Origin of the sequence: Thiohalomonas denitrificans (assembly GCF_900102855.1) — a bacterium.
Classification (GTDB): Bacteria; Pseudomonadota; Gammaproteobacteria; order Thiohalomonadales; family Thiohalomonadaceae; genus Thiohalomonas; species Thiohalomonas denitrificans.
Map to the genome: position 1 here is coordinate 13,915 of NZ_FMWD01000006.1, position 26,008 is coordinate 39,922.

Consider the following 26,008-nt stretch of genomic DNA (forward strand, 5'->3'; position numbering starts at 1 on the left):
CTCTGATCCACGCCTGACCTCCTCGGAAGGACCGCGATGGGGGGCTGGATTCGCCAATGCCGACAGTAATGCGCCGGAGGGTGGTGAGTACAGCGCTTGTTCGGTCAGGTGTTCCTGCGATCGGAGACCGCCTGAAAACCGGCTTCGCAGCTCGCGCTGAGTGGCGCCTGACCACGGTTTTGCGGAAAACCCCCGAGTCCCGCAAACCATGGCCTAATATTAGTCGCTGGTAAGATACCAGAAACTTGATAATTGTCAATTAATGTGCCACTCCCCTATTCCCCTGTCAACACTAAGGTTAGCCTTTGTGAACCCGGTTTCGAGCCCGCCGTACTCCAGGAACCTGTCCGAGAACAGCTGGGCTCCAAAATGTAGGTTGGCGCTGAGGAACGAAGCCCAACAAAATCAGCGTTGGGGTTCGCATAACTCACCCCAACCTACAAAAACGATATTCCCGGACAGGCTCCTACCTCATCACCGCAGTCGCCCGGAAACGGACCTTTTTCACCACCAGTGGCGGGTCAGGGGCAACTTAAACCCATCCGGCACGCCCGTCTACGCACGGGCAAGGGATCACCGGCGTGCTGTACGCTGGCCGGCTCCCGACCGCGGCAATTCCAGTTTTATACCTGCGGGGTTACGGGTATGCTATGCGTTTTCTCGCCAGGGCTGGAGGATTTCGCATGGCCGAGCGTCGGGGTAGTGTTCGTCGGGAGACACTGGAAACCCAAATCGAGGTCGCGGTTGACCTGGATGGCCGTGGAGAGGGGCATTTCGAGACCGGCGTACCCTTTCTCGAGCACATGCTCGATCAGGTGGCGCGCCATGGTCTCATCGACCTGAGCATCAATGCGCGGGGCGATCTGCATATCGATGCCCACCATACGGTGGAAGACATCGGCATCACCCTGGGCCAGGGGTTCGCAGAGGTGGTGGGGGACAAAAAGGGCCTCCGCCGCTACGGGCACGCCTATGTACCCCTGGACGAAGCCCTCTCCCGCGTGGTGATCGACTTTTCGGGCCGCCCCGGGCTGGTGCTGAATGTGGACTTCCCCCGGGAGCGCATCGGCGATTTCGATACCGAACTGTTCGGCGAGTTCTTCCGGGGCTTTGTCAACAACGCGAGGGTGACACTGCACATCGACTGCCTGCGCGGTGATAACGCCCACCACATTGCCGAAACCATCTTCAAGGCGTTCGGACGGGCCCTGCGCATGGCGCTGGAACCCGATCCACGCATGGCGGGCGTGATGCCATCGACGAAGGGCAGTCTTTAAACCTGCATCTTGTAAGGGAACCTCTAAAAAAATTCATTTCCTCACTCCCGCGAAAGCGGGAGCCCAGTAAAATCCAATGGCTGGATTCCCGCTTTCGCGAGAATGACGAATTTATAGAAGTGCACATAAGTCACCGCAGAGAACACAGAGAAAACCAATGCTTGCTGATGATCGCATCAAAAGCCTTCTCTGAAATTCAACCCTTCGCGTACTCTGCGCCTCTGCGGTGAATGATTCAGGTTAGTTAGTTCGGAATTCACTATGAACACTGTTGCTGTCATCGATTACGGAATGGGCAATCTGCACTCGGTCGCCAAGGCGCTGGAACACACCGGAGCCGCCGATCGTGTGGTGGTGACGCCGGATACCGAGGTTATTCTGAAGGCCGATCGGGTAGTGCTTCCCGGTGTCGGTGCGATTCGTGACTGCATGGCGGAGATTCGCCGCCTGGGTATCGATGAGGTGGTGCGCGAGGTGATCCGCAGCAAACCGCTGCTCGGCGTCTGCGTGGGTATGCAGGCCCTGATGGACGAAAGCGCCGAAAACGGTGGCACGCCCTGCCTGGGGGTATTCCCCGGCCGTGTCGAGTGGTTCGGCGACGAACTGACCGATCCGGATACCGGCGCACGTCTCAAGGTCCCCCACATGGGCTGGAACCGGGTTCATCAGGAGCGTGCACACCCGCTGTGGGAAGGTATCAGTCAGGACGAGCGCTTCTACTTCGTGCATAGCTACTATGTCGAGCCGGCCATACCGGAACTGACTGTAGCCACCACGAACCACGGCCGCACCTTCACGGCAGCGGTAGGGCGCGACAACGTCTTTGCCGCCCAGTTTCATCCCGAGAAGAGCCAGCATGCGGGACTCCAGCTGTACGCCAACTTCCTGAAGTGGGACGGTACGGCTTGAGAGAGCAGCGCCGGGGCGACGGCATAAAGGCTAGGCTCAAAGCATGGCGCACCGACTGATCTTTGTGGGTGGCAGCCGCAGTACCGGATTATCCGTTAACATGTTTGCGTTTTGGTTGGACGCGGCTCGGCGCCGCTTCTCTGATGTGAGGAAACAAAGATGTTGCTGATCCCCGCCATCGACCTGAAAGATGGCAAGTGTGTCCGCCTGCGGCAGGGCCGCATGGAGGATTCCACTGTGTTTTCCGACGATCCTGTGGCCATGGCCGGCCGCTGGGTGGAGGCCGGTGCACGCCGCCTGCACCTCGTCGACCTCAATGGCGCCTTCGACGGCAAGCCGGTCAATGGCGAGATCATCCGGGCCATTGCCGAGACCTATCCGGAGGTGCCCATACAGGTGGGCGGCGGGATCCGTGACGAAGAGACGGTGCAGGGCTACCTGGATGCCGGGGTGCAATACGTCATTATCGGCACCAAGGCGGTCAACGCACCCCACTTCATCAACGATCTCTGCATGGAATACCCGGGGCACATCATCGTCGGACTCGACGCCCGGGACGGCAAAGTGGCCATCGACGGCTGGTCGAAGCTGTCCAAACACGACGTAATCGACCTGGCCCAGCATTTCGAAAACGACGGCGTCGAGGCCATCATCTATACCGACATCGGCCGCGACGGCATGATGACCGGCGTCAATGTAGATGCCACGGTGAAGCTCGCCCAGGCGATCACCATCCCGGTCATCGCCTCCGGCGGCATCAGCAGCCTCGATGACGTACGGGCCCTGTGCGCTGTGTCCGGCGAGGGCATCAGCGGCGCCATCACCGGACGCGCCATCTACGAGGGTAGCCTCGACTTCGCCGAAGGCCAGCGCCTGGCGGACGAACTGGCTGACTAACAGCTTTTAACCACAGAGGACACAGAGGGCACAGATAAAGACCAGAAGGCTTCATAAAGAACGAAATAGTTTTTTTCTCTGTGTCCTCTGTGCTCTCTGTGGTTCACAATTTATGGCTTTAGCAAAACGAATCATCCCCTGTCTGGACGTCGATGGCGGACGAGTAGTCAAGGGCGTGCAGTTTGTGGATATCCGCGATGCCGGCGACCCGGTGGAGGTGGCGCGCCGTTATGATGAACAGGGCGCGGACGAGATCACCTTTCTGGACATCACCGCCTCGTCGGACGAGCGGGAGACCATGGTGCATGTGGTCGAGGAGGTCGCCGGGCAGGTCTTCATCCCACTGACGGTGGGCGGGGGCATCCGCAAGAGCGAGGATATCCGCCGCATGTTGAACGCGGGTGCGGACAAGGTCGCCATCAATACCGCGGCGGTGTTCAACCCGGAATTCGTCAAAGAGGCGGCCGAACGCTTCGGCTCCCAGTGCATCGTGGTTGCCATCGATGCCAAGCGTGTCAGCGAAGAGGGGGAGCCGCCCCGCTGGGAGATCTTCACCCACGGCGGACGCAAGCCCACCGGCATCGACACCATCGAGTGGGCGCGCAAGATGGTGGAGTACGGTGCCGGCGAGATCCTCCTCACCAGCATGGATCGGGACGGCACCAAGAGCGGCTTCGACCTGGAACTGACCCGCGCCGTATCCGACGCCGTTCACGTGCCGGTCATCGCCTCCGGGGGAGTCGGCAAACTGGAACACCTCACCGAAGGGGTCGGCGAAGGTCACGCCGAAGCCGTGCTCGCCGCCAGCATCTTCCATTTCGGCGAATACAGCATCGAAGAGGCCAAACGACACATGGCCGAGGCCGGCATCGAAGTACGGCTGTAAAACACCTGCTCACCACAGAGGACACAGAGAACAGCAAAAAACCCGATTTATGTACCTGAGCGGGGGAATTCCGAATCCGTTGTTCCCCAAATGAGGTTTTTTCAGTTTCTCTTTGTCCTCTGTGCACTCTGTGGTTATGCATATGGGAAACTGGCTGGATGAAATAAAGTGGGACGCGGACGGGCTGGTGCCGGCGATTGCCCAGGACCATGAAACGGGACGGGTGATGATGGTCGCCTGGATGAACCGGGAGGCCCTGGAGAGGACGGCTGCCGAAGGGCGGGCGGTCTATTGGTCCCGCTCCCGCAAGAAGCTGTGGCCCAAGGGCGAAGAGTCGGGCCATGTGCAAAAGGTAAAGAGTATCCGCACCGACTGTGATGCGGATGTGGTGCTGCTGGCGATCGAACAGGTTGGCGGCATTGCCTGTCATACCGGCCGCGAGAGCTGCTTCTACCGGGAGCTTCGCGACGGCGAGTGGTCGGCGGTTGCGCCGGTTCTTAAAGACCCCAAAGCCATCTACGGTTAGCTATGAGCGACGTACTGGAAAAACTGTCTCAAGTCCTGGAAGAGCGCAAGGGCGCGGATCCGGACAAGTCCTACGTGGCCAAGCTGTATTCCAAGGGCCTCGACAGCATTCTCAAAAAGGTGGGAGAAGAAGCCACCGAGACGGTGATTGCCGCGAAAGGCGGCAATCGGGAAGAAATCGTCTACGAAACGGCTGATTTGTGGTTCCATAGTATGGTCATGCTCAAGCATCTGGGACTTGAACCGGAGCAAGTGTTAATGGAACTGCAGCGAAGATTCGGACTTTCAGGGCTGGAAGAGAAAGAAAACCGGGAGAAATGATGACCGACTGTATCTTTTGCAAGATCATCGCTGGAGAAATTCCTTCGGATCGGGTCCACGAGGACGATCTGGTGGTAGTATTCCGTGACATCAATCCGAAGGCCCGGGTCCATCTCCTGATCGTTCCGCGGCAACATATTGCCAGTCTCGAAGAACTCGGACCGGAACATGATGGTCTCATAGGCCATATGATGCGCCTTTTGCCGAAGCTGGCGAAGCAGGAAGGACTCGAAACCGGGTTCCGGACCATCATCAATACCGGAAAAGGGGGCGGACAGGAGGTCTTTCACCTGCACGTACACCTGCTCGGCGGTGAGAAGCTAACGGGCTTTTGATTGGAAAACGGTGGAAATCACCTTTTCAAACAACTGATGTGGAGCAAAGACAATGGGTTTCGGTGGAATTAGTATCTGGCAACTTCTGATCGTCCTGGCGATTGTCATACTGCTGTTCGGCACCAAAAAGCTGCGCAACGTGGGCGGCGACCTGGGTGGAGCCCTCAAAAGCTTCAAAAAGGCCGTAAAGGATAGCGATACGGAAAAGGAACAGGATCCCGAGGATCAAGCCCAGCTGCAAAAGAACGAAGAGGGAGACGTCATTGAAGGCGAAGCCTCCCGCGAGAAGGATAAGGCCTGATTAACCGCTAACTGACGCCTCCGCCATGTTCGACATCGGATTCTGGGAACTGGCCCTCATCGGGGTGGTTGCCCTGCTGGTTGTAGGTCCCGAACGCCTGCCGGCGCTCGCGCGCACGGCTGGCATCTGGGTTGGCAAGGCACGCCGCTTCGTCAGCAGTGTAAAGGCGGATGTGGAAAAGGAGATCCGTGCCGATGAACTGAAGCGGGTCATGAAAGAGCAGGCCGAAAGCAGCGGGATCCACGAAATCGTCGAGGAGACCCGATCGAGTGTGAAGGAATCCCGCGAAGAGATTGAGTCCACCCGCAGTGAACTGGAAGAGTACCAATCCAATCTGAGCGGGAACTCAGTGACAGACGAAGCCCCGTCCCCCTCCGAAAGCGACCCCCGCGACAGCAAATGACCGATAACCGACACGACGACCCCGAAGTCCAGATAGAGCAGCCATTCGTATCGCACCTCCTGGAACTGCGGGATCGATTGATGCGCGTCGTGGTGGTCGTGTTGGTGGTATTCCTGGGGCTGTTTTATTTTGCTCCGGAGATCTACACCATGACCGCCCGGCCGCTGCTCCAGCAGCTGCCGGAAGGCTCCCGAATGATTTCGGTGAAGCCGCACGGGACCTTCTGGTCACAGATGAAGCTGGTCCTGGTCATCTCCGTCTATGTGGGCATGCCGTTCATCCTCTACCAGATCTGGGGTTTTATAGCGCCCGGGCTGTATCGGCATGAAAGACGATTGGCGGTGCCGCTGCTTGCTTCGAGCACGGTGCTCTTCTATGCGGGCATGGCCTTCGCCTACTACGTCGTATTCCCGCTGATGTTCGGCTTCTTCATATCGGTGGCACCTTCAGGGGTCGAGGTGGCGACCGACGTCAACGAATACCTCGATTTCGTTCTAAAGATCTTCTTTGCCTTCGGAATCGCCTTCGAGGTACCGATAGCGACCATCCTGCTGGTCTGGACAGGCTTCACTACGCCCGAAAGCCTGCGGGAAAAACGTCCCTATATCATCCTGGGCACCTTCGTAATCGGGATGCTGCTTACGCCGCCCGATCTGATCTCGCAGACGCTTCTGGCGCTCCCCATGTGGGTGCTGTTCGAGATTGGCGTGTTCTTCGCGGCCCGGTTTGCTCCGCGCGATGCAGATGACGAGAACGACGAGGAGGAGGCCGACGACCTCGACAGTGATGAAGCGATGGAGGCGACCCTGGATCGCTATGTCTATGACGAAGAGGCCCTCGCAGAGGAAGAACGCGCCTCCGGTGTCTCCAAACCGGAACACGACCGGGGCGATGGCTGAACAGCCGGTGTCAGGGTAAACAGATACGCATGGATCTGCCCTGACACTCCGGTGAATCCAGGTAGCCCCGACAGCAGAGTGACGATACCCTATCTCCCATGGACGTCATATACACCCTGATACCGGCAATGATCCTCATCGGCCTGGCCATGGTCGGCGTATTGATTTGGGCCATCAGAAAGGGCCAGTACGACGACCTGGAGGGTGATGCGAATCGGATCCTCATGGATGATGACGACCCGCTGATTCCGGAAAGGGACAAGACGACACCGGGCAGCAAGAAACCGAACCGTCCCGACCTGAACGGGCCGGATGCGGAGTGAGGTACCGGCGGAGCGGCAGCACGATCTGCCGGTGGCCGGGATTATCCCTTCTACCGAAGGGATGGCGATCTTTACCACCACTTTGTGAATAGGCTGCACGCCGACCAGCGGCGCATGGGCATCTTCCGGGAAGAAGATGCAGAAAGCACCAGCGGGTGTGGCTACCCAGGTGTCCGGAAGGTCTGCAAAGAACTGAATATCCTTTTCGAGGCTATACTCCCCGCGCGGCTGAGTGCAGGCCCAGTGTACTGTTGCATGCTTGGCGGTACTTTCAGCGAGCCGCTGGCTGTCAGCTGCAAGGCGCGTTTTGCAGGGAATGGCGCGCCCTTTCCAAGAAACGCAACGCCGCAGATGGCCGGCCAGCGGCTCGCCCGAAGGGAGCCCCCCAAAAACGCCATGACGGCGTTGCGGACTCCGTCCCTGGAGTCCGCCCTTCGAGCCAGCCTTCGGCTGTCCGAATCCGCTCCCGGCGGATTCGTGCAGCGCTTGACAAGGGAATAACCATTGCCTGCGCGCTGCGCCTTGTCCTGACGTTTTTGGGGGGCTCTGAAAGTATCGCCAAGCATGCAACAGTACACTGTGGTTTCCACCCCATCTCGTCGACCCCGGCGATGATGTACTGAATGTCGATGTAGCGGCGATGGCACTCCAACATCGCCTCATCACGGGCGCGACCATCGCCGTGGGAAACGATCGCGAACAGATCATCCCCCGCGATGTCGTGGCGGCCCCGGGCCAATGAGGCCGGGTCGGCATGCAAAAAGGCGAATGCCTCCGTGAAGCGCGGGTGAATGCAGTGATAGCGGTGGGCATTGGCAAGGGTGTCCAGGATCATGACGGACTCACGGGATTCGGTGACGGGCGTCAATTGTAACAACCCGGGTAGCTGGCCGGGGCAACGAGTTGTACAGGCTATTGCCCGAGCCATTGAGGATTGAGCTGCCAGACCGAGTAATTCAACGCCGCGGCAAAACTTACCCAGGACAGATAGGGAATCAGCAATGCACCGGCCAGGGGACGTACGCGCCAGAAGCTGATGAGTGTTCCGGCCACCAGCATCCACAGTAACAGGATATCGGCAAAGGCGAGCGCACCGAGATGCCAGCCGAAAAAGAGCCAGCTCCACAGGGCATTCACCGCGAGTTGAACCAGAAACAGGGTCAGTGCGGTACGCGCGGCCCGAAATCCGTGGGTGCGCCAGACCAGCCACGCCGCAATGCCCATGAGTGCGTAGAGCAGTGTCCAGACCGGGCCGAACACCGACGCTGGCGGCGCCCATTCCGGACGCGCCAGCTGCATGTAAAACGCGCCCGCATTGACCGAGGCGATCGCACCGATGCCAGCGGCAATGAAGCTAACCCCGAGCCACACAACCAGCCCCAACGCCTGCCGAATTCCTCGAATCCCGCTCATACCGCCCCCACTCCCGTAGGGCGCATTCTCGATGCGCCCTCGAAGTACCCATAAGCCGCCGCATTTACCGGATCTCCCCTACCATTGTGCGGCCCGGTAACAAATGCGCCGCTACTCCGATGTTTGGTGCTACTGCGCACTGTCATGCGTTTTCGTCCTTGGGCCCGACCCAGAAGAAGGGATTGTGGGCGATCTCCCAAAGATAGCCGTCCGGATCGGCGAAGTAAGCCGAGTAGCCGCCCCAGGCGACTTTTCCGGGTGGCTTCACCAGCCTGGCACCGGCAGAGACGGCCTGCGCAATCACCTCGTCAACCGCTGCCTCGGAGTCCACGTTGTGGGCAAGGGCGATTCCGGCAAAACCGCTACCGTCCGACGCGACTCCGGCGTCCTCAGCCAGCGATTCCCGGCCAAAAAGTCCCAACCAGCTGCCGTTGAGTGGGAAAAAAGCGACCTCCGGCGGAGAGTCCATCCTCGGCAGACCAAGCCCCTGCTCATAAAACCGTATCGAGCGCTCAAAGTCCCTCACCCCGAGCGTGATCATGCTAATCCGTGGATTCATCGGCCGTCCTCCATTCTTCTTTCATTCTTAGCGTAAACGTCCGGCCTCCAGAGCTACCGCCGCACATTCCCACGCCCGGAAATATCGGATTTATCGATAGTAAAGGCCATTAATATTCGTTTGACCGTATTAGCATTAATCGATACTGTCTTTTTCGCACGCGGCCGACCCTAAAAAAATCTTCACAGCGGGCGTCTTAGCGGGCGTGAACAGCATGGCCGGCCAAGTTTTCGCCCTGCAGGCCAGACCTGGGAAAAGGAGGATTAGTGTGAGCAATTCGAAGGAATCGGTACCACCGGCAAGCACACCGGACCGAGAGTCGGGATGCGAGGCACCGGCGATTCTGGAGCGGCTCGCGGCCGAGGCCGGAATACGGTTCATGGGCGACTGCCCCTGGGATATCCAGGTGCACGATGCAGCCGTCTACCAGCGTGTGCTCTCACAAGGCTCTGTCGGATTTGGTGAAGCCTACATGGACGGCCTGTGGGATGCACCCGCGTTGGACCAACTCTTTACGCGCCTGCTCCGGTCTGATATCGACGAAAAGCTGGTGGGTTGGGCGCGCATCAAGCTGTTCGGTGAACTGCTTCGCCAGCGCTTGTTCAACCTGCAGACCAGGGGGCGCGCTTTCCAGGTTGGCGAGCAGCATTACGATATCGGCAATGACGTTTTCAGGGCCATGCTCGACCCGACCATGAGCTACTCCTGCGGTTACTGGCGCGGAGCGAAAAACCTGGACCAGGCACAGTTCCACAAGCTCGATCTAATCTGCCGCAAGCTGGAATTACGCCCTGGCGAGCAGCTGCTGGATATTGGCTGCGGCTGGGGTGGCCTGGCCCGGCACGCCGCCGAGTATTACGGTGTGGAGGTGACCGGTGTCACCATCTCCCGGGAGCAGCAGGCGCTGGCCCGTGAACGCTGCGCCGGGCTGCCGGTGAAGATCGAACTGGCAGACTACCGCGAACTGCGCGGCCAGTTTGACAAGCTGGTGTCAGTGGGTATGTTCGAGCACGTCGGACCGAAAAATTATACCGCCTATTTCGATACCGCCGCCCGTCTGCTGAAGGATGACGGCCTCTTCCTGCTGCACACCATCGGCATTCATGCCACCTCCAGCGGTGTCGACCCCTGGATCGATCGTTACATTTTCCGCAATGGCAAGCTGCCATCAGCCCACGAGATCAGCCGGGTGATGGACGGCCGCTTCACCATCGAGGACTGGCACAACTTCGGCGCTGACTACGACCGCACGCTCATGGCCTGGTGGGACAATTTCGAGGCCGCATGGCCACGGCTCGAAAGAAAATATGGGCGTCGCTTCTATCGCATGTGGAAGTATTATCTGTTGAGCTGTGCAGGTTTTTTCCGCTCAGGGCAGGGCCAGTTATGGCAGCTGGTCTTGAGCAAACGCGAGCGCAATCGGACATATCGATCGATTCGGTAGGAGGGAGCACGCCATCCCCGAGTAAACGGATACCCCCCATTCGGGGTGTCGGCTTCCGGTCAGGACTCGCCTGCGGTCAAGGGCCTCACGATCTTCCCAAAATCGACCGGCGGCACATACTGGAAGACCTCCCTTCCCTCCTCGTGCACAGCAATATCCAGGCCAAGCTCGGGATAGAGCCAGTGAACCGTATCCTCTTCCGGATCCGCAATTCGGCGTTCCGGTTCACCGAAGCGCCGGGTCAGTACTTCCGGCTCCAGATCAATGCGGGGCAGGTAGGTAAGGCTGGCGATCGGTGCGCGGCGGATATGGCGCTGATCTTCCGGAGCGAGGGTCACCTTGCGGGTTCCGCTTCCCATGGTGGCAATGCGGATCCCTCGGTTGTACATCGCATTTCGTTCCGTTTCCGACACCGCCATGGCCAGCACGATCTTCGACTTCAGGCCGCCCATGGTCGCCTCGTCGAAATAGGCTTCGATGTCGATCTCACCCTCGGGTGAGCGGAACAGGCTGACCTTCGCCTCTTCACCGACGACCGATTCGGCGTCCGCCAGCGTGCTCTTCCCCAGCATCAGGTCGAAGACGCGAATACTGCCGTTGACCGGCTCGATCTGCCAGGGCATTCGCCCCGGCCCTTCCGCCTCATGACCCGGCAGTACAAAGATTCCGATTCCGATGAGCACTAGCGTGCCGAGCAGAACGGAAACGAACATGTGGCGTTCCATTATGGCGGCTACTCCTCCAGAACCCTGGCTTCGGGATTGGGATAGCGCTCTTCCAGCCACTTGGGGACCACGCCGGAGCCGGCCTGTGCCATCGCTTCGGACTCCATGATGATGAGAGCCAGGACCGTCACCATGGTGGGAAAGATGCCGACCCCTCCGAGGGCGTAGTGCTGCGGACCGGGGTTGCCACCCGATGCGAGCCAGACGCCGAGAATGACCAGCGCCATTAACCCCAGCATGAGGATAAAAAACCGGCTGCGCCGGGCAGCGAGTTGCCAGTGGCATTTGACATACCAGGGGTCTGTCAATTGCGATTTGCGTGCCCGCCACAGCAAATAGACGAGGATTGCGGCCGAAACGATCGGCACCACAAACAGAAATCCCTGAAGTGAGCTGGCACTCAGGAAGGCCACAAACAGAAGAACGTGATTGAAAATCAGGTTGATAAGAAACACCTCATGCGGGTGTTTGGCCTTAACGATATCCTCGCCGGAGACCTCGTAACGCATTCCCCTCTCCCGTATCCATGACCGATCGGCCTTCAGAACCGGAACAAACTATCAGCTCACCCCGGCGAAATCCACAAGGCGTACCCCCACCGACATGTTCACTCCGGTACTCCCATCCCGCCAATGCGGTGCCGGGCGAGAAAGAACGGCGTACGCGAGTGCGGCACCTTGAAGACGAAGTGGTAACGGGCGACATGATAGCTGGGATCGAACCCGTAAAAGTTGAGCTGCATGCGTTTCAACTCCTCGGCGCGGTAGGCAGCCAGCGGCTTTTGCGCTTCGTCCGCTGCCCGGCGCCGGCGCTTGCCCTCAAGCATCTCTCCATACGCCGGCGAGGCCGCCAGGGCTTCGGACCGGGTTTGTACCTGCGCGGAGAAGTCGACACCATCCTCACCAAAATGCGCGTCGATCAGGCCGAGCGAAAGGGCCTCGGGGGCCCCGATCGGTAGGCGGTTTTGAGTCAACTCGGCGGCACGTGCCTCACCAACCCGCCGCGGCAACAGATAGGTCCAGTACTCCGAACCGAAGAGGTTGCCCATCGATTTGTAGTGGGGATTCAGCACCACGCCGCTACGGGCCAGAACCTGGTCCGCCGCCAGGGCAAGGAACACGCCGCCGGCAGCGGCATTGCCCTGCAGCGCCGACACGGTGAGGCGGTCTTCGGTGGTGATGATGGCCCAGGCCAGTTCGTTGATTGCCTCGATGTTGCGCCAGGACTCATCCGCCGGACTCTCCGCCGCCTCGATCTGGTTCAGGTCGAGGCCGTTAGACCAGAAATCCGGACCACCCATCAGCACCAGGAGCCGCGTATCCCGTTCGCAGGCCGAACGGTAGGCGTCTAACAGCCGCTCGCACTCGGCGACACCCATGGCGCCGTTGTAGAAATCGAAGTGTAGATAGCCGATTCCGTTCGCCTCCTCGTAGCGGATGGCTTCTGCGCCGGCGGCGTCGCCGCCAGGGTCCGGCAGCGTCCGGGCCGTCTCGTCGAGTACCGATGCCGCGGGCTGCTTGAAGTCGGGCCCCTCTCCGGCCGGGCGCAGGTGACCGATCCAGACGGCGCCGTCGATGGTGGCTCGGCAGATCGCCCCGTGGCGGCACGCCAGCAGCTCTCCCGGCGGGCCGCTCAGTGCGGGCTCCCGCCGAGCGTCATAAAGATAACAGGGCACTCCGCCGATACGGTCCCGGATACCGGGCTGGCCATCGGCGGAGCGGATCTTGCGCAACACAGTGGCGGTGTCGTCACACAGCCAGTCGATGCCCCGATCGGCCTGTCGACAGGCGGGTCTCCAGCGCCCGCCGCCGGACGGCGGCTCGGGGGTGAAGTCACCGGCGGCGAAACGCCCCAGCGCCCGCCGGACCGCGCTCACCGCGGCGTCGGTCACCTCGTTACGGTAGAGGCTGCTCTTGCGCGCCTCGCGCATGGGGAACTCCACGCTCGCCCACACCGGGCCGGCGTCCATCTCCGCCTCGGCCTGCAGGACGGTCACGCCCCAGGTGCTCTCACCGTTGAGCACGGCCCAATCCAGGGCGGCTGGCCCTCGGTCGCCGCGCGGGCCGGGATGAACAATAAAGCAGGTGTGGGCGCGCCAGACATCTTCCGGAATGGCGCGCTTCAAAAACGGCGCGATGATCAGGTCGGGCCGCCAGAGCGCCACCGCCTCCCGGGTCACCGCGTCATTGATGTCGAACTCGATGGAGATGTCATGGCCGTCCCGCGACAGCTCGACATAGAGCCGCTGCGAGAGGCTGTTGAAGCTGTGCGTCAGAAAGAGGATTCGCATGCCTAACCCGGGTTTTTCACCACAGAGAGCACAGAGGACCAAATTTCATTGAAAATGAGCGATCGCATCGACAGACAAGGACACGGATGAATACAACCCCCAAAAATTCAACCCTCTGTGCGTCTCTGTGGTGAATCATTTAAGGCTTAGCAGATTCGCGGCAGCTGTTCGCCGCTGATCCAGTCGACCATTCGCATGCCGCCGAAGGCCGTCTGCATCTGCACGAAGTGGTTGGGGTCTTCCTGCACCTCGCCGATAATCGCCGCCTCCCTGCCGAGGGGGTGCTCCCGCATCGCCTCCAGCAGCGGCTCGGCATCCTCCGCCGCGCAGATGGCCACCAGCTTTCCTTCATTGGCCACGTAGAGCGGGTCGAGCCCCAGGAATTCGCAGGCGCCCCGCACGCCCTCGCGCAGGGGAAGGCTCGATTCCTCGATGCGCATGCCGACGGCCGACTGCTGGGCCAGTTCATTCAGGGTCGCCGCCAGCCCGCCGCGGGTCGGGTCGCGCAGGCAGTGCAGGTTCGGCACCGTCTCCACCATGGCCGCAACCAGCCCGTGGAGCGCGACCGAGTCGGACTCGATGCCGGTGCCGAAACTCAGGTTCTCGCGCTGCGACATAATGGCAACCCCGTGGTCGCCGAGGGTGCCGTTCACCAAAATTCGATCGCCCGGGCGCGCCCGGTTGCCGGAGATGTCGATCCCCGGCGGCACCACGCCGAAGCCGGTGGTGTTGATGAACACCCCATCCCCCTTGCCCTGCTCCACCACCTTGGTGTCGCCGGTAACGATTGCCACGCCGGCTTCTTCGGCGGCGGCCGCCATGGACTCGACGATGCGTTTCAGGTCGCCGAGCGGAAAACCCTCCTCGAGGATGAAGCCGGCCGCGAGATAGAGCGGCCGCGCCCCGGACATGGCCACGTCGTTCACCGTGCCGTGCACCGCCAGGGAGCCGATGTCGCCTCCCGGGAAGAACAGCGGAGTGACCACATGGGAATCGGTCGCCATCACCATGCGCCCGGCCGGCACGTCGAAGGCCGCCTGGTCGTTGAGTTGGCGCAGCAGCGGATTATCGAACGCCTTCAGAAACAGCTCGTCAATCAGTTGCGCCATGGCGCGGCCGCCGCTGCCGTGGGTCAGGTCGATGCACCCGTGCTTGAAGTCCAGTGGACGGATGTAGGGTTTCTTGCTCACTCTATCTCCTCAGACCTGGGGGGACTGCGCTTGTTTAACCACAGAGGGCACAGAGTACACAGAGGAAAAGACATGCTTTCTGACGGCGCTACCGAATAATCAGGAATAAATTGCTGATTCAAGTACTCTCTGTTCTCTCGGCAACTGCTCCATGCATTGCTTTACCTCCTGCATCCATACAGTCGTGTGTCCTCTGTGGTGTGCCATCGGTTCATTGCGCTCTTTGCGCTCTTTGCGGTTAATCTTTGTTGGGCTTGCACCGCATCACTCCGTCTCCCGGTAGCGGCCGTAGGTGTAGTGGGCGGCGCAGGCGCCCTCGGAGGAGACCATGCAGGAGCCCAGGGGGTTGTCGGGCGTGCAGGCCTTGGCGAACAGCTTGCAGTCCCGGGGCCGTTTCATGCCGCGCAGGATGGCGCCGCACTCGCAGGCGGGATGCTCCTTTCCGGAGCGAAAGGCGATCGCAAAGCGCCGCTCGGCGTCGAACGCGGCGTAGCGACCCTTGATGCGCAGCCCGCTATAGGGAACCACGCCGAGGCCGCGCCATTCGAACTCACGGCGCAGTTCGAAGACCTCCGCCACCACCGTCTGCGCCTTGAGATTGCCTTCGCGGCTGACGGCACGGGCGAATTCATTCTCCACCTCGACGCGCCCCTCGTTGCTCTGCTGCACGAGCATGAGGATCGCCTGCAACACGTCCAGCGGTTCGAAACCGGCGATCACCACCGGCTTGCGGTACTCCTCGGCGAAATACTCGTAGGGTCGGCTGCCAATGATGGTACTGACGTGGGCCGGACCGACGAAGCCGTCGAGCGGCACGGTGCCCAGTTCCCGCACCTGCGGCGACTCCAGGATATTGCTGATCGCCGCGGGGGTAAGGACGTGGTTGCAGAAGACGCTGAAGTTCTCCAGTCCCAGCGCCTCGGCCTGGCGGATGATCACGGCCGTCGGCGGGGTGGTGGTCTCGAAGCCGATGGCAAAAAAGACTACCTCCCTGTCGGGATTCTCCCCGGCAATGCGCAGCGCATCGGCGGCCGAGTAGACCATGCGCACATCGGCGCCCTGCGACCGGGCCTTGAGCAGACTGGTGCGATCGGAGCCGGGCACGCGCAGGCAGTCGCCGTAGCTGCAGAGGATCACGCCGGACCGCCGGGCCAGTTCGATGGCGTCATCGATGCGGCCCACCGGCAGCACGCAGACCGGACAGCCCGGCCCGTGCACCATGCGCACGTTCGCCGGTAGAAGGTCCGGCAGTCCGTAGCGGAAGATCGCGTGGGTGTGGCCGCCGCAGAACTCCATGTAGTGATAGGTGCGCCCCGGTTCGACCGCCCGGCCGATGGCCTCGGCGACACGCCGGGCCAGCTTCCCGTCACGGAACTCGTCCACGTACTTCATGACGCCTCCGGGTCCGCACCCAACTGGGCGAACAGCGCCAGGGTCTTTTCGGCCTCCTCGGGGTCGATGCGGTTGATAGCGTAACCGACGTGCACGATCACGTAGTCGCCCAGCTCCACCCCCTCGACCAGGGCGAGGGAGATCACCTTCTCGACGCCGCCCATACTCACCAGCGCCTGATCGTCATCGAGAAAACGTTCGATTTTTGCCGGTACCGCGAGACACATTAAAGTTTTTTACCTTTGGTTGCTGGTTTTACGCGAACCCGAAAAGATCTACCACGGAGGGCACAGAAGACACAGAGAAAACAACTTGTAATCGGCCCTATCCGGTACATCGCTGGAAAGCGCATGAACCCCGGCTTTCGGCTCTTTTTCAATAAAATTCAATCCTCTGCACTCTCTCGGCAACTGCTCCATGCGTTGCTCTACCTCCTGCATCCACGCAGTCGTGTGTGCTCTGTGGCTAAAAAGCCCTTAAAGAGAGCGTAGGATGGGTAGAGCTCCGCGAAACCCATCAGGTTCTCCTATCGCCTGCATCGCTGCGCTCCTTTACCGTTGCCTGCTGGATGGCAACCCAGGCCTGTCCCAGCGAAAGGCCACCGTCGTTGGGGGGCAGACGGCGCGCCTCCAGTACCCGCAGACCCGTGTCGGACAAGCGCTCCCTGAGGCCAGTCGACAGTGTGCGATTGAGGAAGCACCCGCCCCCGAACACAATCTCGGCGATCCCTTCCGCATCAGCCGCCGCTGCGGCCCAGGCCGCGAGTCCTTCGGCGAGCGTGGCATGGAACAGGGCCGCCCCGAAGCCGGCATCGCCGATGTCGGCCAGTTCCGCCAACAGTGGCAAAAGGTCGAGGGTCCCGCTTTCGAGCCGAAAGCCATCCGATAGCGGCGCCACGGCGCCGTGCCGCTCGGCCAACCCCTCCAGCAGCATAGGCGCCTCGCCCTCATAGTTCATCACCGGGCAGACGCCGAGCAGACCGGCCGCGGCATCGAACCAGCGCCCCATGCTGGAGGTCTCGGGGCAGTTGACGTCCCGCTGCAACATTTCCGCGATCGGGCCCGCAGCGGAGGCCTCGAAACGCGCCGGAATCGCCTCACCACGACCAAGCCGGTGCAAAACCGCGGCGCCCATGCGCCAGGGTTCGCGCGCGGCGCGGTCGCCGCCCGGCAGGGGCAGCGTCGAAAGGTGACCGAAACGACGGTAGCCGCCCGCCTCCACCCGCAGCAGTTCACCGCCCCAGGCGGTGCCGTCGTCGCCGGCTCCCACCCCGTCCAGCGCCAGCCCGAGGAGCGGCCGGTCGGCGACGCCGTGCTCCGCGGCCACCGCGGCGATGTGGGCGTGGTGATGCTGCACTTCTACCCGCTTCACCCCCGTTCGGTTAATATAATCCGCTGCCCACTGGCTTCCCGGCAGGTCGTCGTGGCGATCGTGCACCACCTGCTCCGGGCGGATACGCAGTACATCGCACAGGTGATCCACCACCTCCGCCAGAAAATCCCGGTTCGCGGGGCTGTCCAGCTGGCCAATGTGCTGCGAGACGAACGCCTCACTGCCGCGCGTGAGACAGACGGTATTCTTGAAGTAGCCGCCCACCGCCAGGGTCGAAGGACCGGTGTGCGGCAGCGAGATGGCCTGCGGAGTGAAGCCGCGGGCACGACGGATAAAGGCCGGTCCACCGGCATCCACACGCATCACGCTATCGTCGCAACGAACCGCGATGGGTCGGTCGTGCATCAACCAGGCATCGGCGATCCCGGACAGGCGCCGCAACGCCTCATCGTTGTCGATGACCAGCGGCTCACCGCCTGGATTGGCGCTGGTCATCACCAGCAGCAATTCCCATGGAGCTTGCAACCATGCACCATCCACCGGCCGACCTGCCGCCTCATGGAACAATAGATAATGTATCGGCGTACAGGGCAGCATAGCCCCCAACCAGCCGACGCCCGGTGCACAGCCGGCCAGTTCACTGTCCGTGTTCGAACGCTTGCGCAGCAGCACGATGGGCCGTTCGCTACCAGTCAACAGCGCCTTTTCCGCCTCGGTCCATTCGACACACCCCGCCAGTGATTCGGCATTGGCCGCCATCACCGCCAGCGGCTTGGCCTCCCGCCCCTTGCGGCAGCGCAGACGGGCAACCGCTTCGCGATCACGGGCATTGCAGGCGAGGTGAAAGCCGCCCAGTCCCTTGATAGCCACCACATCACCGCGCTTCAGCCGGGCCAGTGTCGCGGCGATGGGGTCGCCGTTCTGCCGACATCCGGCGGCATCGTACAACTCCAGCGAAGGGCCACAGACCGGGCAGGCGTTGGGCTGTGCATGGAAGCGACGGTCCAGCGGGTCGCGGTACTCCCGGCCGCACGTCTCGCAAAGGGGAAAGGCGGCCATGGTCGTGTTGGACCGGTCGTAGGGGATCGCCCGCGTGATGGTGTAGCGCGGCCCGCAATGGGTGCAGTTGGTGAAGGGATACTGGTAGCGCCGATCGGCGGGATCAAACAGTTCGGCGAGACACGCCGGACAGGTGGCGGCGTCCGGCGTTACGGCGGTATCAGCCGCTCCCCTCTCGCTCTCGTGGATCGTGAACCCGCCCTGCTCCCCCTGCAAAGGCACCGGGCAGCGCTCCAGGTGATCGATCCGCGCCAGCGGCGGGGCCTCGCTGAAGAGCCGTTCGGCAAGTTTGCCGATGACAGCGGGATCGCCCTGCACCTCCAGAAGCACGCCATGGCTATCGTTGCGCACCCACCCGTTCAGCCCGGCCTCACCGGCCAGGCGATAGACAAAGGGACGAAACCCCACCCCTTGTACCTGGCCGCGTACCCGAATCCGTTCACGCATCATCATCGCCTGCGAGCCATACCTTCATGAGTTCGTCATGCCCGGTGTCACCGGCGACGAGCGGTTAACGCGGGACCTGGAGCCAGAAAGTGACCGGACCGTCGTTAGTTAGGGATACCTTCATGTCGGCACCGAAGCGGCCACTCTGTACCCTGGAATACCGGGACCGGGCCTGTTCCAGGAGATAATCGAAAAGGCGCTCCCCATCGGCGGGATCCGCAGCGGGCGTGAAGCTCGGCCGCATACCCTTGCGAGTGTCGGCGGCCAGCGTGAACTGGGGAACCAGTAGCAGCCCGCCCGCGATATCGGTCACTGATCGGTTCATCCTGTCCTCTTCATCAGGAAAGACCCGGTAGCCCAGCAGACGTCGCAGCAGCCTGTCGGCAATCGCTGCGTCATCGCCGCGCTCCACCCCGATCAACACCATCAAGCCCTGCCCGATGGTACCGACCACTTCACCCTCCACCCGCACCGTCGCTTCGGAGACCCGCTGCAGCAATCCGATCATCCCAGGCGCTCGGCAAAACCATCGGTTGCGCGCACCAGCGCATCGAGGGTGCCCGGTTCAAGCGCCGAGTGGCCGGCATCCGGAATGATGTGAAGCTCCGCCTCGGGCCACGCCTTGTGAAGTTCCCAGGCGTTGTCGAGGACGCAATTGATGTCGTAGCGGCCATGGACGATCACCCCCGGGATACCTTCCAGCCGATGCGCATCCCGCAGGATCTGGTTCTCTTCAAGGAAGGTGTCGTGGATGAAGTAGTGACTGGAGATGCGTGCCAGCGCCAGCGCCCTGTACGGGTCGGCAAAATGCTGCTCCGCCACCTCGGAACGACGCAGGGTGGAGGTGCACCCTTCCCAGAGGGACCAGGCCTTGGCCGCGGCCATGCGCTGAACTTCGTTTTCGCCAGTGACCCGGCGGTGATAGGCCGCGAGCAAATCGTCCCGCTCCGCTTCAGGAATGGGTGCCAGATAGTGCTCCCACTCATCGGGGAAGATCCGGCTCGCACCCTCCTGGTAGAACCAGTGAATCTCCTGCGGCCGACAGAGAAAGATGCCGCGCAGCACCATGCCCAGCACCCGCTGTGGATGGGTTTCAGCATAGACCAGTCCCAGGGTGGAACCCCAGGAGCCGCCGAAAACCAGCCACTGCTCGATACCGAGATGTTCGCGAACCGCCTCGATGTCGTTCACCAGCGCCTGGGTATTGTTGTTCTCCAGAGCGGCGTGAGGTTTCGAGCGCCCCGCCCCCCGCTGGTCGAACAGGATGATGTGATAGCGATCCGGGTCGAAAAAGCGACATTGGTAGTCATCGCAGCCCATACCGGGCCCGCCGTGGAGGACGACCACCGGAATCCCCGCGGGGTTGCCGCACTCGTCCACATGCAGCACGTGGGGCGGTTCCACCTTGAGGCTGTGGGATACGTAGGGCCGAATTGCCGGATACAGGGTGTGCATGGCGGCTTTTCCGGTTCGGGTTGGACAGCCATCATAGTTGCCGGCGACGACGCTCGCCACCCGTTCACCCCCTGGGGGGGGGCGCACCGCTCCAATCGAAACGCGAATTATCGCGGCTTCCGCCGCTCCTACAGGGGGAATGCCCCGGCTTGGCTGGGGCAACCCCCGGCATCTGTAGGAGCGGCGGAAGCCGTGATAATAGATACGCCTTATGCGCGGAGAGCTACTTGCGCCCGGCGCGTTTGCGCTCGTTTTCCTTGAGGAACTTCTTGCGCAGGCGGATGTGATTGGGAGTCACTTCCACCAGTTCATCGTCATCGATGAACTCAAGGGCCTGCTCCAGCGTCATGCGGATGGGCGGGGTGAGCTGGATATTCTCGTCGGTGCCGGCGGCGCGGACATTGGTCAACTGCTTGGCCTTCAACGGATTGACGACCAGATCGTTGTCCCGCGAATGGATACCGATGATCATGCCTTCGTAGACCTCCTCGCCGTGGCCGATCAACATGCGGCCGCGCTCCTGGAGGTTGAACAGGGCGTAGCCGAGCGCCTTGCCGGTGCCGTTGGCCATCATCACGCCATTGATGCGCGCGCCGAATTCACCCTTTTTCTGTGGTCCGTAGTGGTCGAAGACGGAGTACAGCAGTCCCGCACCCTGGGTGGCGGTCATAAATTCGGTGCGAAAGCCGATGAGGCCGCGCGCCGGAATGATGTAGTCGAGCCGCACCCGCCCCTTGCCATCCGGGATCATGTCCTTGAGCTCGCCACCGCGGGTACCGAGTTTCTCCATGACGCCGCCCTGGTGTTGCTCGGGCACATCGACGGTGAGCTGCTCGAACGGCTCGTGCGTCTTACCGTCCACTTCACGAAGGATGACCTCGGGACGGGAGACACCCAGCTCATAGCCCTCGCGACGCATGTTCTCGATCAAAACCGACAGGTGCAATTCTCCACGGCCGGAGACACGGAACCGGTCGGGATCGCCGGTATCCTCGACCCGCAAGGCAACGTTGTGCACCAGCTCGCGCTGCAGGCGTTCACGAATCTGCCGCGAGGTGACGAACTTACCGTCCTTGCCCGCGAAGGGGGAGGTATTGACCTGGAAGGTCATGCTCACAGTGGGTTCATCCACACTAAGCGGCGCCAGGGCCTCTACCGCATTCGGGTCACAAAGTGTGTCGGAGATGCCCAGATCGTCGATACCGGTAAAGGCGATGATGTCTCCCGCCTGGGCCTCGGGTGCCTCCACGCGCTGCAAACCCAGGAAGCCGAAGATCTGCAGGATGCGGCCGTTGCGGCGCTTGCCTTCGCGGTCGACAATGGTCACCGGTGAGTTGCTCTTCACGCGGCCGCGGCTTATGCGACCGATGCCGATAACACCCACATAGCTGTTGAAGTCGAGCTGCGAAACCTGAAGCTGAAAGGGGTCTTCCGGCTCCACATCGGGTGCATGCACAAAGTCGACCACGGTCTGGAACAGGGGGGTCATGTCACCGCTACTGCTCTCGGTATCGAGATTGGCGAAGCCGTTGATCGCCGAGGCGTAGACCACCGGGAAATCGAGCTGCTCGTCAGTGGCGCCGAGACGGTCAAACAATTCGAAAGTCTGATCGACGACCCAATCCGGACGACTACCGGGCTTGTCGATCTTATTCACCACCACGATGGGCTTGAGCCCCCGGGCCAGTGCTTTTTCGGTGACAAAACGGGTCTGGGGCATGGGCCCCTCTACCGCATCCACCAGCAGCAGCACCGAGTCCACCATCGAAAGCACCCGCTCCACCTCGCCACCGAAGTCGGCGTGTCCGGGAGTGTCGACGATATTGATGCGGTACTCGCCCCACTTGATGGCGGTATTTTTCGCCAGGATGGTGATGCCGCGCTCACGCTCCAGGTCGTTGGAGTCCATGGCACGCTCTTCGAGCTGGGTACGCTCGTCCAGGGTGTCGGACTGCTTGAGGAGCTGGTCGACCAGGGTTGTCTTGCCGTGGTCAACGTGGGCGATGATGGCGATGTTACGGAGGTTCTCGATCACAAAACTATTACCGGCGCAGGGAAACCAACCATTATACACGTTTGCGGCGTAGCAAGTGAAAAGTCGCCGACAGCAGGTGGTCCGTTTCGGGTCCCGGAGCCGGTCACCGTCACTCGCCAGGAGGCTTGGGCGAGTGTACTGTTGCATGCTTGGCGATACTTTCAGAGCCCCCCAAAAACGTCAGGACAAGGCGCAACGCGCAGGCAATGGTTATTCCCTTGTCAAGCGCTGTAACGCCGTCATGGCGTTTTTGGGGGGCTCCCTTCGGGCGAGCCGCTGGCCGGCCATCTGCGGCGTTGCGTTTCTTGCAAAGGGCGCGCCATTCCCTGCGAAACGCGCCTTGCGTCTGGCCGGCCAGCGACTCGCTGAAAGCACCGACAAGCATGCAGCAGTACACTAGACTAACCGGCTATGCACCTGCCTGACTACGACAACAGCATTGTCAATCTGGCGGCATCGGTGGCCCGGGCCGGCGGTGCCGGAGACACCGGTTACGCGCCGCTCCCGCAGTTGCCCACAGCGCGGCTGGAGGGCCGCCCGGTGGTGCTGCTGGTCGCCGACGGACTGGGCAACGAACTACTCCAGCATCACCCGGACAGCCATCTGGCATGGCACCTGGCGGGCCAACTGACCTCGGTGTTCCCCAGCACCACCGCCGCCGCGGTTACCAGCTTTGCCACCGCAGTGGCTCCGCAGCAGCATGCCATCACGGGCTGGTTTACGTGGTTTCGTGAACTCGGCAGCGTCAGTGCGGTACTTCCGTTTGCGCCCCGGGGCGGCGGCACCGACTTTGCCCGGCTGGGGATAGAGCCGCAGCAGTTGGTGGGGGCACGTCCCTTTGCGGAACGGCTGGTCGTTCCGAGCCGGGTACTGACCCCCTCCTCCATTGTCGATTCCGCCTACACCCGCTTCACCGGCAACACCTCGGAACGCCACGGTCACCAGGGCCTTTCGGACTTTTTCGAGCAATTGTCCGGACTGGTCCACTCGGGTCCCGGCTATATCTACGCCTACTGGACGGAAGTGGACGCCCTCGCTCACCAGCACGGCTTCCATAGTGAACAGGTCAACGAGCACTTCTTTCATTTTGACCGCTTCTTCGGAAATTTCCTGGAAGCCATCGCCGGTACGGGCGCCATTGTCCTGGTTACGGCGGATCACGGGCTCATCGACACCGTGCCCGAGCGAATCATCCGTGTGGAGGAGCACCCGCAACTGGAGAAGACCCTGGCGCTGCCGCTATGCGGAGAACCCAGGGCAGCATTCTGCTATGTCCGCTCCGGCCGTGCCGCCGAATTCGAGGCCTATATCCAGGGTGAACTGGGCCATGCCATCGAGATGCGGCACAGCCGTGAACTGATCGAAGCGGGCTGGTTCGGCCAGGGCCCGGCGGATCCCCGCCTGGATCATCGGGTGGGTGATTACACGCTGTTAATGCGAGACAATTGGGTCATTCACGACCGTCTCCTGACCGAAACGCCGTTTTCGCAGATTGGTGTCCACGGCGGGATATCGGAGGCGGAAATGACCGTACCTCTCATCATTGTGGAAAGTTGACTTATGTCTGAAAAGTTCGAACCAAAGAACGACCTGGAAGAGAAGCTGCTGGCCGCCCAAGAGGGCCGCATTCCCGGTGAGGATTTCCTCCGGGAACTGATGAATGCACAGGTATTCATGCCGGTGGAGGATAAGTATGAGATCGCCGGGCTGCAGAGTTCCGACAAGGCCCAGCCGCTGGTGCTGGAGGATGAGTCGGGCATGCAGGTGGTGGCGCTGTTCACCAGCCCCGAGCGCGCCAAGCCGTTTCTGGAGGACTTTCCCAAATACAAGGGCGGCCTGCTGACGGAATTCACCTGGATTACCGAGCGCATAGGCAGCGGTGTGGGAATCACCCTCAACCCCGGTAGCGAAACCGGACTGGAGATGGCCCCGGAGATGCTCCAGCAGCTCAAGGGCGGCTGACCGGGAGTGTTTCACGGACATATCGCGCCGGGGGCGGCCCGCCTACCAACAGCGGAGGCACAGACCCGGTAGGAGGCGCGCCCCCGCGGCGATTTCCATCACGAAGGGCATCGCGCCGAGGGCGGCCCTCCTACCAGGTACAGCGGAGGCACAGACCCGGTAGGAGGCGCGCCCCCGCAGCGATTTTCGTCACGAACGGCATCGCGCCGAGGGCGGCCCTCCTACCCGTACAGCGGAGGCACAGCCCTGGTAGGAGGCGCGCCCCCGCGGCGATTTCCGTCACGAAGGGCATCGCGCCGAGGGCGGCCCTCCTACCCGTACAGCGGAGACACAGACCTGGTAGGAGGCGCGCCCCCGCGGCGATTTTCGTCACGAAGGGCATCGCGCCAAGAGCGGCCCTCCTACCGGTACAGCGGAGACACAGACCTGGTAGGAGGCGCGCCCCCGCGGCGATTTTTCGTTACGAAGGGCATCGCGCCGGGGGCGGCCCTCCTACGGGGAGCGGAGGCACAGACCTGGTAGGAGGCGCGCCCCCGCGGCGATGCTCTACCGCCATTCAGTTTCGAAGCACCCGCTCCAGGTCGTCCTCCCGGACCGGTCGGGGGATCGCGGTAAAGGAGGGAAATCGCTGGCGCAGGCGCTCCAGCTCCGGTTCTTCACGGGGTTCATAGATAACCACCACCCGTGTGTCGGGCATCCCCTGCGTAAGGGCCAGCAGCGACTCCAGGGCGCTGGTGCGGTCCCGGAAATCAAACTGATAGTTGAATTCCGCCACCACAGCCGCTGGCTGGAGTTGCTTGACGGTGCTTAACGCCCGGCGGCCGGAATTCACCGTCTCCGGGTCGAATCCGAGCCGCCGATAGAGGGGCCCGAAATCGGCATAGCCCCCCAACTCGACCACCGATACCAGGCTTCGGCTCATGCGTCCTTCCTCACTCACTGAACGGATTGGGCCCCGACAAACTCCGTCCCCATCATGTCGCCCTCGTTATCCACACGCACCGCGGTAACCCCCGGCAGCCGGCTCACGATATAGCCGGCCATGAGCATCTTCATCGGTTCGTCTCCGACCTCAAGGGCCGCCACCAGCCGATCGGCGGCTATCTGGCATCGCTGTACCTGATTGGGTTTTTCCACCCAGGTGCGGCTCATCTGCCAGCCGCCATCCATATCGGCGTCCATCTTGGCAAAAAACTCCTCGCCCTCGTTGGCCACATATTCCGGAACGGTCACCGACCTGGCTCGATCTTCGATAATAACTTGCAGCTGCAATGCCTTACTCCCTTACCTGGATTTGCCGTCAGCATACCCAATCCGGGCCTGCTGCCCAAGTAACCCCGCCTCCTTCGCGGGCGAAGATTGGGGAAAAACCATTCCTTGCAACGCGCCGGGGCGACCCTCCTGCAAACAAAAAGCACCTCACCGGCAGAAGGCCGGCCCTCGCGGTGATTTGACCGGCATGGGCTCCTGCCCGAACAACGGAATCCCGTCACCAGTCGGGCGAGCATTTCGCCCGCACCGGGACCACGATACAATGCTCCGGTCTTTATCAACTCCGTCCGGGGACAAAACCACAATCACGCGGACGGGGCCGTGGCTGGAGGTGACGTGTGGCACTTCCAGCCCCTC

The 26,008-nt window shown here is 61.7% G+C and carries 29 protein-coding genes and 2 pseudogenes; 15 read left to right on the forward strand and 16 right to left on the reverse strand.

Annotation, left to right across the window (positions count from 1 at the left end):
* Positions 1-683 precede the first annotated feature (683 nt).
* The 11 genes and pseudogenes from hisB (at position 684) to ccoS (ending at position 7,076) form a co-directional block, all read left to right on the forward strand.
* Positions 684-1,277, forward strand: a complete 594-nt coding sequence (hisB, locus tag BLP65_RS10165) for an imidazoleglycerol-phosphate dehydratase HisB (RefSeq protein ID WP_092996390.1) — start codon at positions 684-686, stop codon at positions 1,275-1,277.
* 261 nt (positions 1,278-1,538) lie between these two features.
* The gene (gene hisH / locus BLP65_RS10170; protein WP_092996393.1) at positions 1,539-2,186 is read left to right on the forward strand and encodes an imidazole glycerol phosphate synthase subunit HisH; all 648 of its coding nucleotides are present in this window, start codon (positions 1,539-1,541) and stop codon (positions 2,184-2,186) included.
* A gap of 159 nt (positions 2,187-2,345) precedes the next feature.
* Positions 2,346-3,083 carry a 1-(5-phosphoribosyl)-5-[(5-phosphoribosylamino)methylideneamino]imidazole-4-carboxamide isomerase gene (gene hisA / locus BLP65_RS10175; RefSeq protein WP_092996396.1) on the forward strand — a complete coding sequence of 246 codons (738 nt, stop codon included), beginning with the start codon at positions 2,346-2,348 and terminating at the stop codon, positions 3,081-3,083.
* 112 nt (positions 3,084-3,195) lie between these two features.
* On the forward strand, positions 3,196-3,969 hold the full coding sequence (gene hisF, locus BLP65_RS10180; protein ID WP_092996399.1) for an imidazole glycerol phosphate synthase subunit HisF: 774 nt from the start codon (positions 3,196-3,198) through the stop codon (positions 3,967-3,969).
* Positions 3,970-4,111: 142 nt separating this feature from the next.
* Positions 4,112-4,495: a phosphoribosyl-AMP cyclohydrolase gene (gene hisI, locus BLP65_RS10185; RefSeq protein WP_092996402.1), complete on the forward strand. Its 384-nt coding sequence runs from the start codon at positions 4,112-4,114 to the stop codon at positions 4,493-4,495.
* 2 nt (positions 4,496-4,497) lie between these two features.
* Positions 4,498-4,815 carry a phosphoribosyl-ATP diphosphatase gene (locus BLP65_RS10190; RefSeq protein WP_092996405.1) on the forward strand — a complete coding sequence of 106 codons (318 nt, stop codon included), beginning with the start codon at positions 4,498-4,500 and terminating at the stop codon, positions 4,813-4,815.
* Positions 4,815-5,150 carry a histidine triad nucleotide-binding protein gene (locus BLP65_RS10195; protein ID WP_092996408.1) on the forward strand — a complete coding sequence of 112 codons (336 nt, stop codon included), beginning with the start codon at positions 4,815-4,817 and terminating at the stop codon, positions 5,148-5,150. The genes BLP65_RS10190 and BLP65_RS10195 overlap by 1 nt, the downstream gene beginning before the upstream one ends.
* Positions 5,151-5,202: 52 nt before the next feature.
* The gene (tatA, locus tag BLP65_RS10200; RefSeq protein ID WP_092996411.1) at positions 5,203-5,451 is read left to right on the forward strand and encodes a Sec-independent protein translocase subunit TatA; all 249 of its coding nucleotides are present in this window, start codon (positions 5,203-5,205) and stop codon (positions 5,449-5,451) included.
* A gap of 25 nt (positions 5,452-5,476) precedes the next feature.
* On the forward strand, positions 5,477-5,854 hold the full coding sequence (gene tatB, locus BLP65_RS10205) for a Sec-independent protein translocase protein TatB (RefSeq protein WP_092996414.1): 378 nt from the start codon (positions 5,477-5,479) through the stop codon (positions 5,852-5,854).
* A pseudogene (gene tatC, locus BLP65_RS10210) lies at positions 5,851-6,621 on the forward strand (twin-arginine translocase subunit TatC); the annotation flags it as partial. The gene tatB and the pseudogene tatC, both read left to right, overlap by 4 nt.
* A gap of 230 nt (positions 6,622-6,851) precedes the next feature.
* Positions 6,852-7,076 carry a cbb3-type cytochrome oxidase assembly protein CcoS gene (gene ccoS, locus BLP65_RS10215; protein ID WP_092996421.1) on the forward strand — a complete coding sequence of 75 codons (225 nt, stop codon included), beginning with the start codon at positions 6,852-6,854 and terminating at the stop codon, positions 7,074-7,076.
* A gap of 75 nt (positions 7,077-7,151) precedes the next feature.
* Here ccoS and BLP65_RS17340 read toward each other — a convergent pair.
* From BLP65_RS17340 to BLP65_RS10235, 4 genes and pseudogenes are all read right to left on the reverse strand, one after another.
* Positions 7,152-7,439, reverse strand: a pseudogene (locus BLP65_RS17340) (YhcH/YjgK/YiaL family protein); the annotation flags it as partial.
* Positions 7,366-7,911 (reverse strand): NanQ anomerase/TabA/YiaL family protein, encoded by a 546-nt coding sequence (locus BLP65_RS10225; protein ID WP_092996424.1) that lies wholly within the window; start codon positions 7,909-7,911, stop codon positions 7,366-7,368. The pseudogene BLP65_RS17340 and the gene BLP65_RS10225, both read right to left, overlap by 74 nt.
* 77 nt (positions 7,912-7,988) lie before the next feature.
* The gene (locus BLP65_RS10230) at positions 7,989-8,489 is read right to left on the reverse strand and encodes a TspO/MBR family protein (RefSeq protein WP_092996427.1); all 501 of its coding nucleotides are present in this window, start codon (positions 8,487-8,489) and stop codon (positions 7,989-7,991) included.
* Between the two features lie 142 nt (positions 8,490-8,631).
* Complete coding sequence (locus BLP65_RS10235; protein WP_092996430.1) at positions 8,632-9,048, reverse strand: VOC family protein; 417 nt, start codon at positions 9,046-9,048, stop codon at positions 8,632-8,634.
* Between the two features lie 268 nt (positions 9,049-9,316).
* On the opposite strand from BLP65_RS10235, the gene cfa reads away from it, so the two are divergent.
* Positions 9,317-10,492, forward strand: a complete 1,176-nt coding sequence (cfa, locus tag BLP65_RS10240; RefSeq protein WP_317623055.1) for a cyclopropane fatty acyl phospholipid synthase — start codon at positions 9,317-9,319, stop codon at positions 10,490-10,492.
* 59 nt (positions 10,493-10,551) lie between these two features.
* Here the strand turns inward: cfa and BLP65_RS10245 are convergent, their stop codons facing one another.
* The 10 genes from BLP65_RS10245 to typA form a co-directional block, all read right to left on the reverse strand.
* Positions 10,552-11,205: a hypothetical protein gene (locus BLP65_RS10245; RefSeq protein WP_139181476.1), complete on the reverse strand. Its 654-nt coding sequence runs from the start codon at positions 11,203-11,205 to the stop codon at positions 10,552-10,554.
* Positions 11,206-11,225: 20 nt separating this feature from the next.
* Positions 11,226-11,726, reverse strand: a complete 501-nt coding sequence (locus BLP65_RS10250) for a hypothetical protein (RefSeq protein ID WP_092996439.1) — start codon at positions 11,724-11,726, stop codon at positions 11,226-11,228.
* Between the two features lie 98 nt (positions 11,727-11,824).
* Complete coding sequence (locus tag BLP65_RS10255; protein ID WP_092996442.1) at positions 11,825-13,507, reverse strand: hydrogenase maturation protein; 1,683 nt, start codon at positions 13,505-13,507, stop codon at positions 11,825-11,827.
* A 146-nt stretch (positions 13,508-13,653) separates the two neighbouring features.
* The gene (hypE, locus tag BLP65_RS10260; protein WP_092996445.1) at positions 13,654-14,697 is read right to left on the reverse strand and encodes a hydrogenase expression/formation protein HypE; all 1,044 of its coding nucleotides are present in this window, start codon (positions 14,695-14,697) and stop codon (positions 13,654-13,656) included.
* 264 nt (positions 14,698-14,961) lie between these two features.
* Positions 14,962-16,089, reverse strand: coding sequence for a hydrogenase formation protein HypD (hypD, locus tag BLP65_RS10265; protein ID WP_092996448.1), 1,128 nt, complete (start codon positions 16,087-16,089; stop codon positions 14,962-14,964).
* The gene (locus BLP65_RS10270) at positions 16,086-16,316 is read right to left on the reverse strand and encodes a HypC/HybG/HupF family hydrogenase formation chaperone (RefSeq protein WP_092996451.1); all 231 of its coding nucleotides are present in this window, start codon (positions 16,314-16,316) and stop codon (positions 16,086-16,088) included. The genes hypD and BLP65_RS10270 overlap by 4 nt, the downstream gene beginning before the upstream one ends.
* Before the next feature lie 289 nt (positions 16,317-16,605).
* On the reverse strand, positions 16,606-18,933 hold the full coding sequence (hypF, locus tag BLP65_RS10275) for a carbamoyltransferase HypF (RefSeq protein WP_245688298.1): 2,328 nt from the start codon (positions 18,931-18,933) through the stop codon (positions 16,606-16,608).
* Positions 18,934-18,991: 58 nt separating this feature from the next.
* Positions 18,992-19,435: a D-aminoacyl-tRNA deacylase gene (dtd, locus tag BLP65_RS10280; RefSeq protein WP_092996454.1), complete on the reverse strand. Its 444-nt coding sequence runs from the start codon at positions 19,433-19,435 to the stop codon at positions 18,992-18,994.
* On the reverse strand, positions 19,432-20,382 hold the full coding sequence (pip, locus tag BLP65_RS10285; protein WP_092996456.1) for a prolyl aminopeptidase: 951 nt from the start codon (positions 20,380-20,382) through the stop codon (positions 19,432-19,434). The genes dtd and pip overlap by 4 nt, the downstream gene beginning before the upstream one ends.
* Positions 20,383-20,605: 223 nt before the next feature.
* Positions 20,606-22,417: a translational GTPase TypA gene (gene typA, locus BLP65_RS10290; RefSeq protein WP_092996459.1), complete on the reverse strand. Its 1,812-nt coding sequence runs from the start codon at positions 22,415-22,417 to the stop codon at positions 20,606-20,608.
* 145 nt (positions 22,418-22,562) lie between these two features.
* On the opposite strand from typA, the gene BLP65_RS16930 reads away from it, so the two are divergent.
* From BLP65_RS16930 to BLP65_RS10305, 3 genes are read left to right on the forward strand one after another with little or no spacing between them, the layout of a single operon-like run.
* Positions 22,563-22,817, forward strand: coding sequence for a hypothetical protein (locus BLP65_RS16930; RefSeq protein ID WP_175452528.1), 255 nt, complete (start codon positions 22,563-22,565; stop codon positions 22,815-22,817).
* 11 nt (positions 22,818-22,828) lie between these two features.
* Positions 22,829-23,974 (forward strand): alkaline phosphatase family protein, encoded by a 1,146-nt coding sequence (locus BLP65_RS10300; RefSeq protein WP_092996465.1) that lies wholly within the window; start codon positions 22,829-22,831, stop codon positions 23,972-23,974.
* Positions 23,975-23,977: 3 nt separating this feature from the next.
* Positions 23,978-24,379 (forward strand): SseB family protein, encoded by a 402-nt coding sequence (locus tag BLP65_RS10305; protein ID WP_092996468.1) that lies wholly within the window; start codon positions 23,978-23,980, stop codon positions 24,377-24,379.
* A 556-nt stretch (positions 24,380-24,935) separates the two neighbouring features.
* Here BLP65_RS10305 and BLP65_RS10315 read toward each other — a convergent pair.
* Together BLP65_RS10315 and BLP65_RS10320 are read right to left on the reverse strand one after the other, a co-directional pair.
* Positions 24,936-25,301 (reverse strand): hypothetical protein, encoded by a 366-nt coding sequence (locus tag BLP65_RS10315; protein ID WP_092996474.1) that lies wholly within the window; start codon positions 25,299-25,301, stop codon positions 24,936-24,938.
* 14 nt (positions 25,302-25,315) lie between these two features.
* Entirely contained in the window at positions 25,316-25,651 is a 336-nt protein-coding gene (locus BLP65_RS10320; RefSeq protein ID WP_092996477.1) for a hypothetical protein, read from the reverse strand.
* Positions 25,652-26,008 lie beyond the last annotated feature (357 nt).

Excerpts from the sequence above, each read along its gene's own strand:
- tatB (WP_092996414.1), top strand. The coding sequence starts at position 5,477 with ATGTTCGACATCGGATTCTGGGAACTGGCCCTCATCGGGGTGGTTGCC.
- BLP65_RS10245 (WP_139181476.1), bottom strand. The coding sequence starts at position 11,205 with ATGTTCGTTTCCGTTCTGCTCGGCACGCTAGTGCTCATCGGAATCGGA.
- hisH (WP_092996393.1), top strand. The coding sequence starts at position 1,539 with ATGAACACTGTTGCTGTCATCGATTACGGAATGGGCAATCTGCACTCG.
- pip (WP_092996456.1), bottom strand. The coding sequence starts at position 20,382 with ATGCACACCCTGTATCCGGCAATTCGGCCCTACGTATCCCACAGCCTC.
- BLP65_RS10230 (WP_092996427.1), bottom strand. The coding sequence starts at position 8,489 with ATGAGCGGGATTCGAGGAATTCGGCAGGCGTTGGGGCTGGTTGTGTGG.
- hisI (WP_092996402.1), top strand. The coding sequence starts at position 4,112 with ATGGGAAACTGGCTGGATGAAATAAAGTGGGACGCGGACGGGCTGGTG.
- BLP65_RS10300 (WP_092996465.1), top strand. The coding sequence starts at position 22,829 with ATGCACCTGCCTGACTACGACAACAGCATTGTCAATCTGGCGGCATCG.
- ccoS (WP_092996421.1), top strand. The coding sequence starts at position 6,852 with ATGGACGTCATATACACCCTGATACCGGCAATGATCCTCATCGGCCTG.
- hisF (WP_092996399.1), top strand. The coding sequence starts at position 3,196 with ATGGCTTTAGCAAAACGAATCATCCCCTGTCTGGACGTCGATGGCGGA.
- BLP65_RS10190 (WP_092996405.1), top strand. The coding sequence starts at position 4,498 with ATGAGCGACGTACTGGAAAAACTGTCTCAAGTCCTGGAAGAGCGCAAG.
- BLP65_RS10315 (WP_092996474.1), bottom strand. The coding sequence starts at position 25,301 with ATGAGCCGAAGCCTGGTATCGGTGGTCGAGTTGGGGGGCTATGCCGAT.
- BLP65_RS10225 (WP_092996424.1), bottom strand. The coding sequence starts at position 7,911 with ATGATCCTGGACACCCTTGCCAATGCCCACCGCTATCACTGCATTCAC.
- BLP65_RS10195 (WP_092996408.1), top strand. The coding sequence starts at position 4,815 with ATGACCGACTGTATCTTTTGCAAGATCATCGCTGGAGAAATTCCTTCG.
- tatA (WP_092996411.1), top strand. The coding sequence starts at position 5,203 with ATGGGTTTCGGTGGAATTAGTATCTGGCAACTTCTGATCGTCCTGGCG.
- BLP65_RS10255 (WP_092996442.1), bottom strand. The coding sequence starts at position 13,507 with ATGCGAATCCTCTTTCTGACGCACAGCTTCAACAGCCTCTCGCAGCGG.
- hisB (WP_092996390.1), top strand. The coding sequence starts at position 684 with ATGGCCGAGCGTCGGGGTAGTGTTCGTCGGGAGACACTGGAAACCCAA.
- BLP65_RS16930 (WP_175452528.1), top strand. The coding sequence starts at position 22,563 with ATGCTTGGCGATACTTTCAGAGCCCCCCAAAAACGTCAGGACAAGGCG.
- BLP65_RS10270 (WP_092996451.1), bottom strand. The coding sequence starts at position 16,316 with ATGTGTCTCGCGGTACCGGCAAAAATCGAACGTTTTCTCGATGACGAT.
- dtd (WP_092996454.1), bottom strand. The coding sequence starts at position 19,435 with ATGATCGGATTGCTGCAGCGGGTCTCCGAAGCGACGGTGCGGGTGGAG.
- BLP65_RS10305 (WP_092996468.1), top strand. The coding sequence starts at position 23,978 with ATGTCTGAAAAGTTCGAACCAAAGAACGACCTGGAAGAGAAGCTGCTG.
- hypF (WP_245688298.1), bottom strand. The coding sequence starts at position 18,933 with ATGATGATGCGTGAACGGATTCGGGTACGCGGCCAGGTACAAGGGGTG.
- hisA (WP_092996396.1), top strand. The coding sequence starts at position 2,346 with ATGTTGCTGATCCCCGCCATCGACCTGAAAGATGGCAAGTGTGTCCGC.
- hypD (WP_092996448.1), bottom strand. The coding sequence starts at position 16,089 with ATGAAGTACGTGGACGAGTTCCGTGACGGGAAGCTGGCCCGGCGTGTC.
- BLP65_RS10250 (WP_092996439.1), bottom strand. The coding sequence starts at position 11,726 with ATGCGTTACGAGGTCTCCGGCGAGGATATCGTTAAGGCCAAACACCCG.
- BLP65_RS10235 (WP_092996430.1), bottom strand. The coding sequence starts at position 9,048 with ATGAATCCACGGATTAGCATGATCACGCTCGGGGTGAGGGACTTTGAG.